A 16551-nucleotide genomic window follows, 5' to 3' on the forward strand; every position below is an offset into this window, starting at 1 on the left:
CTTTGTAGCAGGGACACTGCGGGGTTCAGCACAGCAACACATTCACAGGAGGCCGCCGGTGAGACGAGCGCGCCCGGGGGCGCCGCCCCGAGGAACGGGTGGCCGCGCCCTGACCAGCGTCGGAGCAGGGATCGGCTTCGACGGAAGCAGGTCCGCGGACCGGAGAGACGAACGGCCCGGGCCCGAACCGGCGTCAGCGGGCCAGGAACGCACGCAGTCGAAGCTGTGGCACATCACGCTCTGCGTCTCCGGCACCGAGATTCCGCTGAAGGAGGTCAGACGCGGCCTGGAACAGCTCGCGCACGACCACCCCTTCCTGCTGACCAGCCGCTACGCCAACGACCACGCGGAAGTCCGCTACTGGGAAGAGGCCCGCGACCTGCACGACGCGGCGGCGGTGGCCCTGAGGCTGTGGGGTGAGCACCGCTCCAGCGCGGGGCTGCCGCCCTGGGAGATCGTCGGCCTGGAGGTCATCGACCGCGAGACGTACCACCAGCGCGTCGCCGAGGGGTACGGGCCACCCCCGGCCGCCCCGGTCGGCGTGCACCCGTACTGAGACGGCCGTCCCCGGACGGCCGTCTCGCATCACGGGATACGTGACAGATGCCCGCAGCGTGCGCATTACCCTGCGGGCATGACCACGCTTTCGCCGTACGACAACATGTCCCCGGTCGCCCAGGCCGCCTACCGGGCCCGCTCCGCCGCCGCCGACATCGCGCCACTTCCGCGCGCGGCGAAGGACGACGCGCTGCTGGCGATCGCGGACGCGCTCGAAGTGCGGACCAGCGACATCCTCACGGCCAACGCCGAGGACGTGGCGCGCGCCCGCGAGGCCGGGACCAGCGAGTCGGTCGTCGACCGGCTCACCCTCACCCCCGAGCGGATCCGTGCCATCGCGGCCGACGTGCGGGACGTGGCGGCGCTGCCCGACCCGGTCGGCGAGGTGGTGCGCGGTTCGACCCTGCCCAACGGCATCGACCTGCGCCAGGTCCGGGTGCCCCTCGGCGTCGTCGGGATCATCTACGAGGCACGGCCCAACGTCACGGTGGACGCCGCGGCCCTCTGCCTGAAGTCGGGCAACGCCGTGCTGCTGCGGGGTTCGTCATCCGCCTACGCCTCCAACAGCGCACTCGTACGGGTGCTGCGTGACGCGGTCGGCGGCTCCGGTCTGCCGGCCGACGCGGTCCAGCTGGTGCCGGGCGAGAACCGTGACTCAGTACGCGAGCTCATGCGGGCGCGCGGCCTCGTCGACGTGCTCATCCCGCGCGGCGGCGCCTCGCTGATCCGCACCGTCGTCGAGGAGTCCACCGTTCCGGTGATCGAGACCGGTACCGGCAACTGCCACGTGTACGTGGACGCGCAGACCGACCTCGACATGGCCGTCGCCATCCTGGTCAACTCCAAGGCGCAGCGCCCGAGCGTCTGCAACGCCGCGGAGACGCTCCTGGTCCACAAGGACGTCGCCGACGCGTTCCTGCCCCGGGCCCTGGACGCCCTCGCCGAGGCCGGTGTGACGGTGCACGGTGACGAGCGGGTCCTGGAGTACGCCGAGGGCACCAAGGCCACCGTGGTGGCGGCGACAGCGGAGGACTGGGAGACCGAGTACCTCTCGTACGACATCGCGGCGGCCGTCGTGGAGTCGCTGGACGCGGCCGTGGCGCACATCCGGCTCTGGTCCTCCGGCCACACCGAGGCGATCGTGACGACCTCGCAGGCCGCGGCACGCCGTTTCACCCAGTTGGTGGATTCGACGACGGTGGCCGTGAACGCCTCGACGAGGTTCACGGACGGCGGCCAGTTCGGCTTCGGCGCGGAGATCGGTATCTCCACCCAGAAGCTGCACGCCAGGGGCCCGATGGGGCTCCCGGAGCTGACGTCCACGAAGTACATCGTGACCGGCGACGGCCATGTGAGGTGACCGGTGTGACGCGGCGAATGTGCCGTCTCCCTGCCCAAAACCACCCCGCGGGTCTAGGCTGAAGCTGTGCCGGACGACGTGGGGGGCAGGCCGTTCCCGAACGGCTGGGAGCCCGACGACGACCGCGGGGGCGCGGACGAGGACTTCGCCTCCGTGGTGTTCGACGAGGACTTCGTCCAGGCAGCCGAGTTCCACGAACCGACCGCGGTCGAGCGGTTGTTGGCCGCCGCCGAGGCGCGCGCCGAGGCCGACGCGTTCCGGGCCCGGGCCGGCGGTGGCCCGCTGGACGACGACCTCTACGACGACGGCTACGGGCCGGGCGGCACCTACGGGCCCGACTACGACCCGCTCGACGAGGACGACGAATACCACGTCAGCGGCCCCTACGGGCGTCACGGCGGCGCTCTGCGCCCCTACCGGGGCGCCGCCCGCTGGCACCGGCCGGTGGCCTGGCTGCTCGCACTGCTGATGGGCGTCGGCATGGTCGCGCTGGCCTTCAGCGCCGTCTTCCGCAACACCTCGGGCGACCGCCAGGACCAGGTGCCGCCCCCGGCGACGAGTGGCGTGGACAGCGCGCCCGGGCCCACAGCGGCCCCGTCCGCCGCGGACGGCTACTCCCGCCCGATGGTCTCCGCCGTCCCGCGCACCCCCTGACACCGCCGAAGCGCCCGCCGGGCCCGGCCGCCGAGGTGCCCGCTCCCGCCGCTGACGTCTCCCGGGCCGCTGACGATTCCCCGGCCCGGATCCGCCCGACCGGGGGAACCCCGCGGCAGTTCCCGCCCGTCACCGCGTTTACCTCCGTCGTAATCGACCTACTCTGAAGATATGACCCCTCACCCGTTCGAAGAGGGGGCTTCTCACTTGTCCGTGCATGCCCACGCATGGCGGGCAGACCCTGCCCGGAGCCTTCCGGCCGGAAGGGGTGCACCGTTTCGGCCCCGGTCGGTGGCGTGGAGTCGGGAGAAGTCATGGCAGACCGCGGAGATCCACCCGAAGGCCCGTCGGAGAACGGGGCGAGCGGCAGCGAGGACGAGTACCGCTCACTCGTCTTCGACGAGTCCTTCGTCCGGGCTGCCCGGCTGCAGGAGTTCTCCGCCCAGGAGCGCATGGGGGAGCACGCCCGTGCCGTCCGGAGCCTGCCGGGCCGGTCCGTCCGCAACGGCTCACGGGCCGCGCTCGCCCTGGTCGTCCTGATCGCCCTGGCCTTCGGTGCCGCCGTCTTCATGGGCTTCCGGCACCCCTACCAGAACCCCGTCACCAGGCGGGCCGAGCCGATGCGGATGACCGTCGTCCCGCTGGCCCCGCGCGGGGCCGTGCCCGCCGGCACTCCGGCGGGCCTCTTCGCGAGCAGCCCCGCCGCCTCGTTCCCGAAGGGGGCCGCGGGCATCAGCCTTCCGGTGACCCGGCGGACGGACAACTTCTCCGACAGCCAGGTCTACACCGCCCTGGCCACGGCCAAGGACTATCTGATGGCCTCCTCGCTCGACCTCGACGTCCTCGGCGGGAACGCGGTACGGCCCGTGGAGTCACTCCTCGATCCGGACCAGATGGAGCAGTTCGAACGGAGCATGGACACCCCGCACGACGACGGCCGGCACGCGGCGGCCGGCTGGCTGGTGCGCTTCGACCCGGACGAGGTCACCCCCGATCCGGAGATCCGCGTCCGGGGCACCCTGCGGTACGCCGAGACGGGGGCCGACGCCCTGGAGGTGGTGTCGGACCACACCTTCGCCTATGTGCTCCACCCGGCCGTCTCCGGACCCCAAAAGGCGGGCGGCGCCTCGCTGTTCACCGTGCGGAGGGAGATGCGCTTCCGGTTCGACCGGGACGATCTGCGGCTGCACCGGCTGGAGGTGCAGACCAGCTACGTCCAGGCCGGCCCGCAGTCCTGCCCGGACGACACCACCGGTGCCCTGCGGCCGCTGCTCGCGGGCGAGCGGGCGGTGGCCCGCGGCCCGGCGGGAACCGACCCGTACGCGACGGGCCGGCCCACCGGAGCGCTGTGCGGGACCCTGGAGATCAGCTCCCCGCCGCCCCGGGACCGGACGGATCCTCAGGGTCCTCAGGCCTCCGGGACTCCTGCGAGCCGTCCGTAGCGTCGCCCCCGGCCGCCCCGGCGCCCTTGCCGCTGCCGCCGCCCGCGCCGGTGAACTTGTCGCGGAGCTTGCCGCCCAGGTCGCCGGCGCCGCCCGCTATGTCGCCGACCAGCTTCATCAGCGGGTCCTTGCTGCTGCGCACCGAATCGGCGTAGTGCGAGGCGGACTCCTTGAACGCGTCCGTCACCGAGGTGTCCTTGTCCTCGTCGCGCCGCGGGTAGTGGCCGTCCATGATCCGCTGGTAGTCGCGGGTCTCGGACCACTTCTTCAGCTCGGCCGCGCGCACCGTGGTGAACGGGTGAGAACGGGGGAGCACGTTAAGGATCTTGAGGACGGAATCGCGCAGATCGCCGGCCTTCTCGTACTCGTCGGCCTGGGCGAGGAACGCGTCCACGTTCATCTCGTGGAGATGGTTGCCGCCGGCGATCTTCATCAGCCCGCGCATCGAGGCCCGCAGATCCTGGCCGACCAGCAGCCCGGCCCGGTCGGCGGACAGCTCGGACTTGCGGAACCACTCGCGCAGCGCAGTGACGATCGCCATGATCGCGACGTTGCCGAGGGGGATCCAGGCCACCTTGAGGGCGAGGTTGGTGAGGAAGAGCAGGATCGTGCGGTACACGGCGTGACCGGAGAGGGCGTGCCCCACCTCGTGGCCGACGACCGCCCGCATCTCCTCCTCGTCGAGCAGCTCGACCAGGCCCGTCGTCACCACGATGATCGGCTCGTCCAGACCGATGCACATGGCGTTCGGCTGCGGGTTCTGGCTGACGTACATCGGCGGGACCTTCTCCAGGTCCAGGATGTAACAGGCGTCCCGCAGCATGTCGTTGAGATGGCTGAACTGTGCGTCGCTCACCCGGACGGAGTCCGACAGGAAGAGCAGTCGCAGGCTGCGCTCCGGCAGCAGTCCGCTCAGCGCCTTGAAGACGGTGTCGAAACCGCTCAGCCTGCGCAGCGCCACCAGGGCCGAGCGGTCCGCCGGGTGTTCGTACGCCCGGGAGGAGATCCCGGGGAATCGCCTGCGCTGCCTGCTCGGCACCTGGCCTTGGCTCTCGTGGCTGCCGTCGGTCATGAATGGGCCCCCTGTTCGTACGAGACGCTGCTCGCCCCCTGACAAATCCCAGCGTAGGTGCTGGGGCTACGGTGTGCGGGGGGCTGTGGATAACCAAGGAGACGCCCGACATGCCGCACACCGTTGCTCTGCTCGCTGCCGCATCCGAGGACCAGGGGCCGGGCAACACGATCCGCATCGTGCTGATCGCCTCGCTCGTCGGAGCGGCCCTGCTCGCCTGGTTCCTGCTGCGCGGATACCGCAACGACGACAACAACGACTGAGTCGGCGTGAGCGTGCCCGGGGCGCCCGCATACGATGTCCGCGACGTCTTCCCTCCGACTCCCGATCGATAGGTCCTGCCGAAGATGAGCCTCACGAGCACCGCACACCAGTTGGTCACCGTCGCCGCCGAGGGCGAGCACGGTGGAAACCACGAAAGTCTCAGCCCGCTCCTCACCGGTGGCGGTGCGTTTGTCGCGCTTCTCCTCCTTCTGTGGATCACCACGCGCTTCAACCGCGACCGCTGAGGCCGAGGCGTACAGCTGTGCCAGTAGGCTCTGCACGCATGGGAGAGCAGGAAGTGCCTACCGGCCGCGGAAAGCGCCGACTCGGCGTGATGGGCGGGACGTTTGACCCGATTCATCATGGACACCTGGTGGCGGCCAGTGAAGTGGCCGCCCAGTTCCACCTCGACGAGGTGATCTTCGTTCCGACCGGGCAGCCGTGGCAGAAGAGCCACAAGGAGGTCTCCCCGGCCGAGGACCGCTATCTGATGACCGTCATCGCGACGGCGTCCAACCCGCAGTTCTCCGTCAGCCGGAGCGACATCGACCGCAAGGGTCCGACGTACACGATCGACACCCTGCGGGACCTGCGCGAGGTCCACGGCGACGCGGACCTCTTCTTCATCACGGGCGCCGACGCCCTCTCCCAGATCCTCACCTGGCGGGACGCCGACGAGCTCTTCTCGTTGTCCCACTTCATCGGTGTGACGCGGCCGGGGCACGTGCTCACGGACGACGGGCTGCCGGAGGGGGGCGTCTCCCTGGTGGAGGTTCCCGCACTGGCCATCTCCTCCACGGACTGCCGTGCGAGGGTCGCCCAGGGGGAGCCGGTCTGGTACCTGGTGCCGGACGGTGTGGTCCGCTACATCGACAAGCGCCAGCTGTACCGCGGCGAATGAGCCACGGAGAGGGGCACCGGTGAACGACCGACAGAATCCGTACGACCCGTACTACCAGCAGCCGCAGATCGTCGGCTACGACGAGTACGGGCAGCCGGTGTACCAGCAGCCCGGACAGCAGCCGTACGACCCGTACGCCCAGCAGCAGCCCCAGGCGCCGCACCAGGCCCAGCAGCCCCAGCAGCAGGCGCCGCAGGCCGGTCAGGGGTACGGCTACGACCCGTACGCCCAGCAGCAACAGCAGCAGCCCACCGCGCCCCCGCAGCGGTACGACCCGTACGGCACCCAGCACCACCCGCAGCAGCAGCCTCCGCAGCAGGGCTACGGCTACGACGGTGGCTACGGCTACGACACGGGCCAGCAGCCCGCCGCGGTCGACACCACCCAGCAGTGGAGCATCCCGCAGCAGGCCCCGGCGCCCGAAGCCGCGCCGGCCCCGCCTCGGCAGGCCCCGGAACCGGAGCAGGCCACGGAGCCCGAGACGGGTGTCCCGGGGCCGCGCAGAGGCGACCGCGACTACCGCACGGAGCAGTTCTCCTTCATCGAGGAGCCCGACGAGGACTCCGAAGACGTCATCGACTGGCTGAAGTTCACCGAGAGCCGCAGTGAACGCCGGGAGGAAGCGCGCCGGCGCGGTCACAACCGGATGGTCGCGCTGATCGTCGTCGCCGCCCTCGTCGTGGTCGGCGGCGTCGGCTACCTGTGGTCGGCGGACAAGCTTCCCGGCCTCTCCGCGTCGGAGGAGAAGAGCACCGCGGCGACCGGCCCGCAGCGGCGGGACGTCATCGTGGTCCACCTCCACAACACCAAGGCAGGCGGCACGTCCACGGCCCTGCTCGTCGACAACGTCACCACCAAGCAGGGCACGACCGTCCTGCTGCCCAACTCGCTGGCCGTCTCCGACGAGGACGGTGCCACCACCACGCTCGGCAAGTCGGTCGACGACGACGGGACGTCCGGAACCCGCGAGTCCATCGACTCCCTGCTCGGCACCGAGATCAGCGGCACGTGGCGGCTCGACACCCCGTATTTGGAGAACCTCGTCGACCTGGTCGGCAACATCGAGGTCGACACGGACACCGATGTTCCCGACGCCAAGAAGGGCGCCGCGCCGCTGGTGAAGAAGGGCGAGGCGCAGACCCTCAGTGGCCCGATGGCCGTCGCGTACGCCACGTACCGCGGTCCCGACGAGGCCGAGGCCAAGCAGCTGATGCGGTTCGGGCAGGTCATGCGCGGCGTGCTGCGGAAGATCTCCGACGACCCGAAGGCCGCCACGGTCACCGTCCAGACGCTGGCCCAGATCCTCGACCCGTCCCTGCCCGAGCAGGACCTGGGCGCCTCCCTGGCCAAGCTTGCCGAGCACGCCAAGATCGGCGACTACAAGACCGCGCTGCTGCCCGTCCAGGACGACGGCACCCTGACCGAGGCCGCCACGGAGAGCGTGGTCAAGGACATCCTGGGCGGCTCGTTCAAGGCCCCGGCCGCGGACGCGGCGGTGCGGGTCGGCGTCAAGAACGCCACGGGCAGCGACCGAGGTACGGAGTCCGCCCGGATCGAGCTGGTCAACGGCGGCTACACCTTCGTCAACAGCGGGAAGTCCGACGCCGTGACCTCCTCCGAGGTCGTCTACAAGGACGCGGCGGACAAGAAGAAGGCGGCCGAGGTCGCCACGACCCTCGGGCTGCCGGCGAGCGCGGCCAAGCCGGGCAAGCCGGCCGGTAACGCTGACGTGTCCGTCGTCCTCGGCAAGGACTACAAGATCAAGTAGCTCGGCGGCGCGGCCGGGCCGGGGCACCGGTCAGGTTCGGGGCGGCTCCGGAGTCCTTTCCGGAGCCGCCCCGCAGCCGTTCCCGGACCTGCTCCGGTCCTGCTCCGGGGCGCCGCCCGACGACTTCTGAACGGCTTCGAAAGATGACTGCGTGGGCTGTCGGCGGTCCGTGAGACCCTAGAGGTTGATCTGACCGCCGACGAAAGCCTGCATGTGACCGCCACGGACCGCTCCATCGAGCTCATCAACGCCGCCGCTCAGGCGGCCGCCGACCGGCTCGCGCACGACATCATTGCGTACGACGTCAGCGACGTGCTGTCGATCACGGACGCCTTCCTGCTGGCTTCGGCCCCCAACGACCGCCAGGTCAAGTCGATCGTCGACGAGATCGAGGAGCAGCTTCAGAAGAAGCTCGGCGCCAAGCCGGTCCGCCGTGAGGGCGACCGCGACGCCCGCTGGATCCTCCTCGACTACGTCGACATCGTCATCCACGTCCAGCACAGCGAGGAGCGCGTCTTCTACGCGCTGGAGCGCCTGTGGAAGGACTGCCCCGAGATCCCCCTTCCCGAGGACGCCGTGAAGACCCGCGGCAAGGCCGAGGAGCACGCACAGCTCACCGGCGGCACGGAAGGTGAACAGAGCTGACCGGCAGCGGAGGCGGCAGGGGCCGCAGGATCGTCCTCTGGCGACACGGCCAGACGGCGTGGAACCTGGAGCGCCGGTTCCAGGGCACCACGGACATCGACCTCACCGAAGAGGGCGTCGGGCAGGCCCGGCGGGCCGCCCGGCTGCTCGCCTCGCTGAAGCCGGACGCGATCGTCGCATCCGATCTGCGGCGGGCCGCGGCCACGGCGGCCGAGCTCGCCGCGATCACCGGGCACGCCATCGCGCACGACCCGGGTCTGCGTGAGACCTATGCGGGTGCCTGGCAGGGCCTCACCCACGAGGAGATCGTGGGGCTGTACGGCGAGCAGTACGCGGCGTGGAAGCGCGGCGAGCCCGTACGGCGCGGCGGCGGTGAGCTGGAGACCGAGGTCGCCGACAGGGCTGCCCCCGTCGTGCTCGCGCACGCCGACAAGCTGCCCGACGACGGCACGCTCGTCGTCGTCAGCCACGGTGGCACCATCCGGACCACCATCGGCCGGCTGCTGGGTCTGGAAGCGCACCACTGGGAAGGGCTCGGCGGACTCTCCAACTGCTGCTGGTCGGTGCTGGGCGAGGGCGCCCGCGGCTGGCGCCTGCTGGAGCACAACGCCGGCACCCTGCCCGAACCTGTGCTCGGCGACGACGCCTGACCGGGTGCCCGGGCGGCGCCCGCGGGGCGTCTTCGGGCAGCACGGGCCGGATTTCACTTTCTGGCTGGTCACAGGCTAAAGTTCTTCTTGTTCGCAGCGCGGAAACGCAGGGAAACACAGCGGACAGCGGGGCTATAGCTCAGTTGGTAGAGCGCCTGCATGGCATGCAGGAGGTCAGGAGTTCAATTCTCCTTAGCTCCACAATCAGGATCCCGTCCCCGTCAGGGGGCGGGATCCTTGCTTGTTCCCGGGTCTGGTCTCCGAGGATCTCCGGCGGGCTGCCCCCCTTGCGGGCTCATGGCAGAATCGGACCGCCGGAGGGGGAGACGGACCGAACGGGGAGGAGCGTGCGATGCCTGCGAGCCGCCACGAGCTCCCGGACCTGCCCCCGGAGCCCGTCCCGATGCGTCCCCCGGTGATCCGAACGCCCGGTGGTCACACCGGAATCCTCCCCCTGTGCACGGCCCGCGGCCGCACCCGGAGCTGATGCATGGGTGCACACAGGCGGAAATGCGACTGGTGCGGCAGCGGTACGCCCATCGTCAGGGACATGGACCCGGTCAACGTGGACTACCAGTACTGGTGCGAGGAATGCGCACGGGCGCTGGTCATAAAGGGGGACCCCATCGAGACCTATCGGGAGCTCGAGGGGGAGCCGATCTACGGACGGCTGCTGGAGGAGCACTGCACGCTGAAGCGGTTCTACTCCTTCGCCACCGCCTGACCCGCCTCGGTGATCGGCCGGAGAGGGGCCGATCGGAAACGATTTGGTGGACGGCCGGGGTGACCGGTAATGTTCTCGATGTCGCCACGGGAGACCGGGCAACACAGCACGGGGCTATAGCTCAGTTGGTAGAGCGCCTGCATGGCATGCAGGAGGTCAGGAGTTCAATTCTCCTTAGCTCCACAGTGAAGAACGACTGGCGGGCCATCCGATTCGGATGGCCCGCCAGTCGTTTGTGTCAGGTCAACTCCGGCCGCTGCCGAGGGCCTTCCGGCCGCTGCCCGGAGGCAGGACGGGCCGCTCGGGAGCCGGTTGCTCGATCCGGAGCGCCAGGGCGGGACAACGGCGTACGGCACGCTGTGCGCGTCCCCGCAGATGCATCGGGACCGCGGCGTCCGCGAGGGCGGGGTAGCCGTCGGCGCCCAGTCTGATCAACTCCGGGACGATGTCGGCGCACAGGCCGTGGCCCCGGCAGAGCGTCCAGTCCACGGCCAGCTTCTCGCCGCTGGGAATGGACTCCTCCACATCTTGGTAACCGGGTGCCGGAAGCGGCAGGACGCCGAGCGTCTCGCGGCCGCAGCCGCCGTCCAGCACATGCGCGGCCAGATCGTCGGTGAACGTGGAGAGTGTGGAGGACAGGAAGCGCGCCGAACCGTCCGGGTGCTTGCAGGCGCCCCGCCCCTTCACCGCCAGGGTCACCTCACGCAGCGCCTCCAGTGCCGCCGGCCCGCCCCCGTTCAGCACGTCGGAGAGCCCGCCCGCGGCGGCCGGCAGCCCGAGCTTGCACGGGCCGCACTGGCCCGCGGTCTCGGCGGCCAGCCAGTTCGCCACGCGCAGGGACTCGCCGAGCGGACAGGTCTCCGGCCCGATCGGCAGGATCGCGCCCGCTCCCAGCGCGCCGCCCACCGCGGCCAGCGACTGACGGGAGACGACGGCGTCATGCAGGGCGTTCGCACTGATCCAATTGCCGTGATAACCGCCCGTCAGCACGCCCTGCGGCAGTGGGGGCGCGCCGGCCAGCTGGAGCACGTACCGCAGCGGCACCCCCGTGGGCACCTCGACGACCATCGGCCGCGCGACCGCGCCGGAGAGCGTGAGGAGCACCGTTCCCGGCTCGTCGGGCAGCCCGGTGTTCCCGTAGCGACGCGCGCCCATGCGGGCGGCGACGGCGAGTTGCGCGTACGTCTCCGCATTCGACAGCAGGGTCGGGGCGCCCCCGACCCCCGACTCGGCAGCCCGTTCGCGGCGCCCCGGCGGCAGTGCGGGGCCACCGGACGCGGCCCGGATGACGGCCGAGGCCTCACCGGAGACCATGCGTTCCGGCGTACGCACCACCCGGGCCCGCAAGGGCTGCCCGCGCCGGTCGGACAGACCCCGCTCGGCGAGGGCGGACCGTACCGAGATCTCCGTGGAGTTGCGGGTGACGGCGACGATCAGGGTGCGGGCGCCGAGCGCCTCCGCGGCCAGCAGGGCGCCGTCCAGGATGAGGTGGGGGGCGCGGTTGAGGAGCACCGTGTCCTTGCGGCAGGCGGGCTCGCCCTCGCTGCCGTTGATCACGACGACCGGCCGCACCCCTCGCCGGATCGACGCCTTGGCGACGGCCCGCAGTTTTCTGCCGAAGGGGAATCCGGCTCCGCCGCGGCCGTTCAGCGAGATGGACTCGGCGAGCTCCGCCAGACGTTCGCCGGTCATCGGCTCCAGTGGTCCGTGCACCTTCAGGTGCATACCGAGGTCGAGCCGCTCCACCAGGTCGAATCCGCTGGTCAGTTGGGGGAGGCCGACGACGCGCACTTCCGGTACGTCGGGGAGGGGGATGTTCACGGTCGGTCTCCTGCGGGTGCGGTCCAGGGCTCTCCGGCCGGGGGCGGGTAGAACGGCCCCGGAAGCGGTGCGGTGTCGCCGACGGCGGGCAGTGGGGCGGTCGCGGCTCCGGAGACGTACGGAGGTTCCTGGGCGGGTGCGTAGGGCGCGGGGGGCTCGTACGCCGTGTACGGAGGGTCCGCCGCTGCCGCGGGCCCGGGCGGCGGGCGCAGCGCCTGGACCGGCGGGGCGGGCGAAGGCGCCGGCCAGCGTCCGGACGGCTCCCGCCGCGTGGCCGTTCCGGCGGCCGGCGAGACCGCGCGGTACCCGGCGGCTATCCCCGGCCCGGGCCCCTTGAGGCCGCCGGGCCTGCTCGGGGGAGGGCCGGTGAGGCGGTCGGAGCTGCGGGGCGGGGCCTCGTACAACGGCGGGGCGGGTGCCGGGAGCGTGGTCCGGGGGTGCTCGAAGGACGAGGGCAGCGGGGTGCCGCGCAACTGACCGCCGAGGCCGCTGCGGCCGGTGCCGGTGCTGACGGCGTCCGCACCGTACGCCCCCGGCAGGGCCGTGGTGTCCGCACCGGGCAGCGGGGCCGCGCGGGCCACCGGCTCCGGATCGTCGGGCAGGGCGTCCGGCTTGACCAGAGCGGTGATCAGTCCGGCGATCCGCCGTTTCACCGGCGGTGGCAGCATGCGCAGGCACAGCACGGCCGCCACCGCGACGAGACACAGGCTGTACATCACGACGACCCAGACCGCGGGCGGCCTGCCCGCGTACAGGCCGTGCACCAGCGCGGCGCACCAGGCCGGGTAGGACAGCGCGTGCAGCGCACGCCAGCGCCCGGCGACCTTGCTGGGGCTGGCGAAGGCGCTGCGCAGCGCACCCGTGGCGGCGGCCACCACCATCAGCAGTCCGGCCAGCGCGCCGAAGCCGATGAGCCCCGCCGTACCCCCGACACCGAGACCGAAGGGGACGACGGCGCCGAGCAGCGCCACGTGCCCCAGCGAGACCTTCACCGTGACATGGAGCAGCAGGAAGCCAAGCGAGGCGGCCGCGGCGGTGCGGTGGACGGCCTGGCCGATCAGCCGCTGACGCGAGGAGAGGAACAGCCGGTCGGTCGCGAGGAGGCCCCAGCCCACCGCGGCGGTGAGCGAGACCAGCGAGAGGACACCGGTCGTGAAGTCGAGCGTGGCGCGTACACCGTCACTGCCCGCCACGGCGAGCAGCGGCAGCAGAACCAGCACAGTGACGGTCAGCCCGCCCTGCACCTGACGGCTCGGCCCCTGGAAAGGGGCGGCCGATGAGCGGATCTTGCGATGAGGGTTCATGGGGGGCGACTCCGAATGGCTCGGCAAAGCGGTCCCGTTGCCGCATGCTAAGTCGCCCCATACCGGCCGGTACGAGGTTTGGATGGTTGCCCCGATAGAGGGCATTACGCGGAGTAACCCCCGCTTCCCGGACGTTCTGACGCGTGGTCCACCGCCCCTCGTGTCCACGGATCGGCGGCGCCCGGATGAGAGCCGGGCCCGTGCGGTACCCTGACGCCATGCGTGCCGTACGCCTTCTGCTTAGCGAGCCGCGCTGATCAGTCCCGACCGGTGAGAATGCCTGGTCGGCATCAGCGCGGCGTCCCCTCCTGTGCGAGGGGCTTTTTCGTTTCCGTAGACGCGTGTCCGTAGACGTGGGCGCCGGCAGATGACGATCGATGGAGCTTTGAGGATCATGAGCGAGACGAATTCCGCAGCCGACGTTGCTGCGCCGCACCGCTATACGGCAGCGATGGCCGCCGACATCGAGGCACGCTGGCAGGACTTCTGGGACGCCGAGGGCACGTACGAGGCACCGAACCCGACCGGTGACCTGGCGGGCGACCCGGAGCTGGCCGCCAAGCCGAAGAAGTTCATCATGGACATGTTCCCGTACCCCTCGGGGGCGGGGCTGCACGTGGGCCACCCGCTGGGCTACATCGCCACCGATGTCTTCGCCCGTCACCAGCGGATGAGCGGCCACAACGTCCTGCACACCCTGGGCTTCGACGCCTTCGGCCTGCCCGCGGAGCAGTACGCCGTCCAGACCGGCACGCACCCGCGGATCTCGACCGAGGCCAACATCGAGAACATGACGGCGCAGCTGCGCCGGCTGGGCCTGGGCCACGACAAGCGCCGCTCGTTCGCCACGATCGAGTCCGAGTACTACAAGTGGACCCAGTGGATCTTCCTGCAGATCTTCAACTCCTGGTACGACACCGACGCGGACCGCGCCCGGCCGATCGCCGAGCTGGTCGCCCAGTTCGAGAGCGGCGAGCGCCCGACTCCGGACGGCCGTGACTGGAGCGCCCTGAGCGCCGCCGAGCGCGCCGACGTCCTGAGTGACCACCGGCTGGCCTACGCCTCCGACGCGCCCGTCAACTGGTCGCCGGGCCTGGGCACCGTCCTGGCCAACGAGGAGGTCACGGCCGACGGTCGCTCCGAGCGCGGCAACTTCCCCGTGTTCAAGGCCAAGCTGCGCCAGTGGAACATGCGCATCACGGCCTACGCGGACCGGCTGCTGAACGACCTGGACGGGCTGGACTGGCCCGAGGCCATCAAGCTGCAGCAGCGCAACTGGATCGGCCGCTCCGAGGGCGCGCGCGTCGACTTCCCGGTCGACGGAGCCGGCAGCATCACCGTCTTCACCACCCGCCAGGACACCCTGTTCGGCGCCACCTACATGGTGCTGGCGCCCGAGCACGAGCTGGTCGAACGGATCACTCCCACCGCCTGGCCCGACGGCACCCACGCGGTCTGGACCGGCGGCCACGCGACCCCGGCCGAGGCCGTCACCGCGTACCGCAAGCAGGCCGCCGCCAAGTCCGACGTGGAGCGCCAGGCCGAGGCCAAGGACAAGACCGGCGTCTTCACCGGCGCGTACGCGACCAACCCGGTCAGCGGCGAGCAGGTACCCGTCTTCATCGCCGACTACGTCCTGATGGGCTACGGCACCGGCGCGATCATGGCCGTACCGGCGCACGACGCGCGCGACTTCGCCTTCGCACGCGCCTTCGAGCTGCCGATGCGCTGTGTCGTCGAGCCGTCGGACGACCGCGGCACGGACGCCTCCACGTGGGAGGACGCCTTCGGCTCGTACGACGCGAAGCTGGTCAACTCCGCGAACGGCGAGATCTCGCTGGACGGCCTGGGCGTCGTCGATGCCAAGATCCGGATCACCGAGTGGCTGAAGGAGCACGGGGTCGGCGAGGGCACCGTCAACTTCCGGCTGCGCGACTGGCTGTTCAGCCGCCAGCGCTACTGGGGCGAGCCCTTCCCGATCGTGTACGACGAGGAGGGCATCGCCCACCCGCTGCCCGAGTCGATGCTGCCGCTGGAGCTGCCGGAGGTCGACGACTACTCGCCGCGCACCTTCGACCCGGACGACGCCGACACCCAGCCGGAGACGCCGCTGTCGCGCAACGCCGACTGGGTCAACGTCACGCTGGACCTGGGCGACGGCGCCGGTCCGCGGAAGTACCGCCGCGAGACCAACACGATGCCCAACTGGGCCGGTTCCTGCTGGTACGAGCTGCGCTACCTGGACCCGAACAACAGCGACAAGCTGGTCGACCCGGAGATCGAGCAGTACTGGATGGGCCCGCGCGAGGGGCAGCCGACCGGTGGTGTCGACCTGTACGTGGGCGGTGCCGAGCACGCCGTACTGCACCTGCTGTACGCCCGCTTCTGGTCCAAGGTGCTGCACGACCTGGGCCACGTCTCGTCCGCCGAGCCCTTCCACAAGCTGTACAACCAGGGCATGATCCAGGCGTTCGTCTACCGGGACAGCCGCGGCATCGCGGTCCCGGCAGCCGAGGTCGAGGAGCGCGACGGGGCGTACTACTACGAGGGCGAGAAGGTCTCCCGCGTCCTGGGCAAGATGGGCAAGTCCCTGAAGAACGCCGTGACGCCCGACGAGATCTGCGGCGAGTACGGCGCGGACACGCTGCGCCTGTACGAGATGGCCATGGGCCCCCTGGACGTGTCGCGTCCCTGGGACACGCGTGCGGTCGTCGGCCAGTACCGGCTGCTGCAGCGGCTGTGGCGCAACATCGTCGACGAGGAGAGCGGCGAGGTCACCGTCGTCGACACCGAGCCCGGTGAGGACACGCTGCGCGCGCTGCACAAGGCGATCGACGGCGTCGGCGGCGACATGGCCGGGATGCGCTTCAACACGGCCATCGCCAAGGTCACCGAGCTGAACAACCACCTGACCAAGGCCGGTGGCCCGCTGCCGCGCCCCGTCGCCGAGGCACTGGTGCTGCTGGTGGCGCCGCTGGCGCCGCACATCGCCGAGGAGCTGTGGCGCCGGCTGGGTCACACCGAGTCGGTCGTGCACCAGGACTTCCCGGTCGCCGACCCGGCGTACGTCGTGGACGAGACCGTGACCTGCGTCGTCCAGATCAAGGGCAAGGTCCGGGCTCGCCTGGAGATCTCCCCGTCGATCACGGACACCGAGCTGGAGGCCCTGGCCCTGGCCGACCCGGCCGTCGTCGCGGCACTGGACGGAGCGGGCATCCGCAAGGTGATCGTCCGGGCACCGAAGCTGGTGAACATCGTTCCGGCCTAGTCGGCGGCCGCGGCGCTCGTCGTCGTGACGGTGTGGGGCCGCTCTCCGGGTGTGAGGGCTTTCCCCTACGGGCAGGTTGGGGGTTCCGATGGAACCCTCCGCCTGCCCGTTCCGTTTACG

The 16551-nt window shown here is 71.0% G+C and carries 15 protein-coding genes and 2 tRNA genes; 14 read left to right on the forward strand and 3 right to left on the reverse strand.

What is annotated here, in order from left to right:
* The first annotated feature begins 58 nt into the window (after positions 1 to 58).
* The 4 genes from OG959_RS26270 (at position 59) to OG959_RS26285 (ending at position 4014) form a co-directional block, all read left to right on the forward strand.
* Positions 59 to 556, forward strand: a complete 498-nt coding sequence (locus OG959_RS26270; RefSeq protein WP_326662303.1) for a hypothetical protein — start codon at positions 59 to 61, stop codon at positions 554 to 556.
* Between the two features lie 78 nt (positions 557 to 634).
* Positions 635 to 1918 (forward strand): glutamate-5-semialdehyde dehydrogenase, encoded by a 1284-nt coding sequence (locus tag OG959_RS26275; RefSeq protein ID WP_326662305.1) that lies wholly within the window; start codon positions 635 to 637, stop codon positions 1916 to 1918.
* Between the two features lie 66 nt (positions 1919 to 1984).
* Positions 1985 to 2572: an SCO2584 family spore wall biosynthesis protein gene (locus tag OG959_RS26280; protein ID WP_326662307.1), complete on the forward strand. Its 588-nt coding sequence runs from the start codon at positions 1985 to 1987 to the stop codon at positions 2570 to 2572.
* Between the two features lie 314 nt (positions 2573 to 2886).
* The gene (locus OG959_RS26285) at positions 2887 to 4014 is read left to right on the forward strand and encodes an SCO2583 family membrane protein (RefSeq protein ID WP_326662308.1); all 1128 of its coding nucleotides are present in this window, start codon (positions 2887 to 2889) and stop codon (positions 4012 to 4014) included.
* Here the strand turns inward: OG959_RS26285 and OG959_RS26290 are convergent.
* A complete protein-coding gene (locus OG959_RS26290) occupies positions 3938 to 5086 on the reverse strand; it encodes a M48 family metallopeptidase (RefSeq protein ID WP_326662310.1) in 1149 nt (382 codons plus the stop codon). The two genes, OG959_RS26285 and OG959_RS26290, sit on opposite strands and share 77 nt — an antisense overlap.
* Positions 5087 to 5196: 110 nt before the next feature.
* On the opposite strand from OG959_RS26290, the gene OG959_RS26295 reads away from it, so the two are divergent.
* The 9 genes from OG959_RS26295 (at position 5197) to OG959_RS26335 (ending at position 10221) form a co-directional block, all read left to right on the forward strand.
* Entirely contained in the window at positions 5197 to 5349 is a 153-nt protein-coding gene (locus OG959_RS26295) for a hypothetical protein (RefSeq protein WP_219571512.1), read from the forward strand.
* 84 nt (positions 5350 to 5433) lie between these two features.
* On the forward strand, positions 5434 to 5595 hold the full coding sequence (locus tag OG959_RS26300) for a hypothetical protein (RefSeq protein WP_187285139.1): 162 nt from the start codon (positions 5434 to 5436) through the stop codon (positions 5593 to 5595).
* A gap of 38 nt (positions 5596 to 5633) precedes the next feature.
* Positions 5634 to 6251, forward strand: coding sequence for a nicotinate-nucleotide adenylyltransferase (nadD, locus tag OG959_RS26305; RefSeq protein ID WP_219571511.1), 618 nt, complete (start codon positions 5634 to 5636; stop codon positions 6249 to 6251).
* A gap of 19 nt (positions 6252 to 6270) precedes the next feature.
* The gene (locus OG959_RS26310; protein WP_326662312.1) at positions 6271 to 8019 is read left to right on the forward strand and encodes an LCP family protein; all 1749 of its coding nucleotides are present in this window, start codon (positions 6271 to 6273) and stop codon (positions 8017 to 8019) included.
* Positions 8020 to 8232: 213 nt separating this feature from the next.
* On the forward strand, positions 8233 to 8664 hold the full coding sequence (gene rsfS, locus OG959_RS26315) for a ribosome silencing factor (protein WP_219571509.1): 432 nt from the start codon (positions 8233 to 8235) through the stop codon (positions 8662 to 8664).
* Entirely contained in the window at positions 8661 to 9314 is a 654-nt protein-coding gene (locus OG959_RS26320) for a histidine phosphatase family protein (protein WP_326666618.1), read from the forward strand. Before rsfS ends, OG959_RS26320 begins: the two co-directional genes overlap by 4 nt.
* Before the next feature lie 128 nt (positions 9315 to 9442).
* Positions 9443 to 9515 (forward strand) — tRNA-Ala (locus tag OG959_RS26325).
* A gap of 289 nt (positions 9516 to 9804) precedes the next feature.
* The gene (locus tag OG959_RS26330; RefSeq protein WP_148018647.1) at positions 9805 to 10038 is read left to right on the forward strand and encodes a hypothetical protein; all 234 of its coding nucleotides are present in this window, start codon (positions 9805 to 9807) and stop codon (positions 10036 to 10038) included.
* 110 nt (positions 10039 to 10148) lie between these two features.
* Positions 10149 to 10221: transfer RNA gene (locus OG959_RS26335), tRNA-Ala, on the forward strand.
* Positions 10222 to 10281: 60 nt separating this feature from the next.
* On the opposite strand, the gene OG959_RS26340 is transcribed toward OG959_RS26335, so the two are convergent.
* Entirely contained in the window at positions 10282 to 11859 is a 1578-nt protein-coding gene (locus OG959_RS26340) for a ferredoxin (protein ID WP_326662314.1), read from the reverse strand.
* Positions 11856 to 13163 carry a hypothetical protein gene (locus OG959_RS26345; RefSeq protein WP_326662316.1) on the reverse strand — a complete coding sequence of 436 codons (1308 nt, stop codon included), beginning with the start codon at positions 13161 to 13163 and terminating at the stop codon, positions 11856 to 11858. The genes OG959_RS26340 and OG959_RS26345 overlap by 4 nt, the downstream gene beginning before the upstream one ends.
* Positions 13164 to 13557: 394 nt before the next feature.
* On the opposite strand from OG959_RS26345, the gene leuS reads away from it, so the two are divergent.
* On the forward strand, positions 13558 to 16431 hold the full coding sequence (leuS, locus tag OG959_RS26350) for a leucine--tRNA ligase (protein ID WP_326662318.1): 2874 nt from the start codon (positions 13558 to 13560) through the stop codon (positions 16429 to 16431).
* Positions 16432 to 16551 lie beyond the last annotated feature (120 nt).

It is taken from the genome of Streptomyces sp. NBC_00385, assembly GCF_035917155.1.
GTDB lineage: Bacteria > Actinomycetota > Actinomycetes > Streptomycetales > Streptomycetaceae > Streptomyces > Streptomyces poriferorum.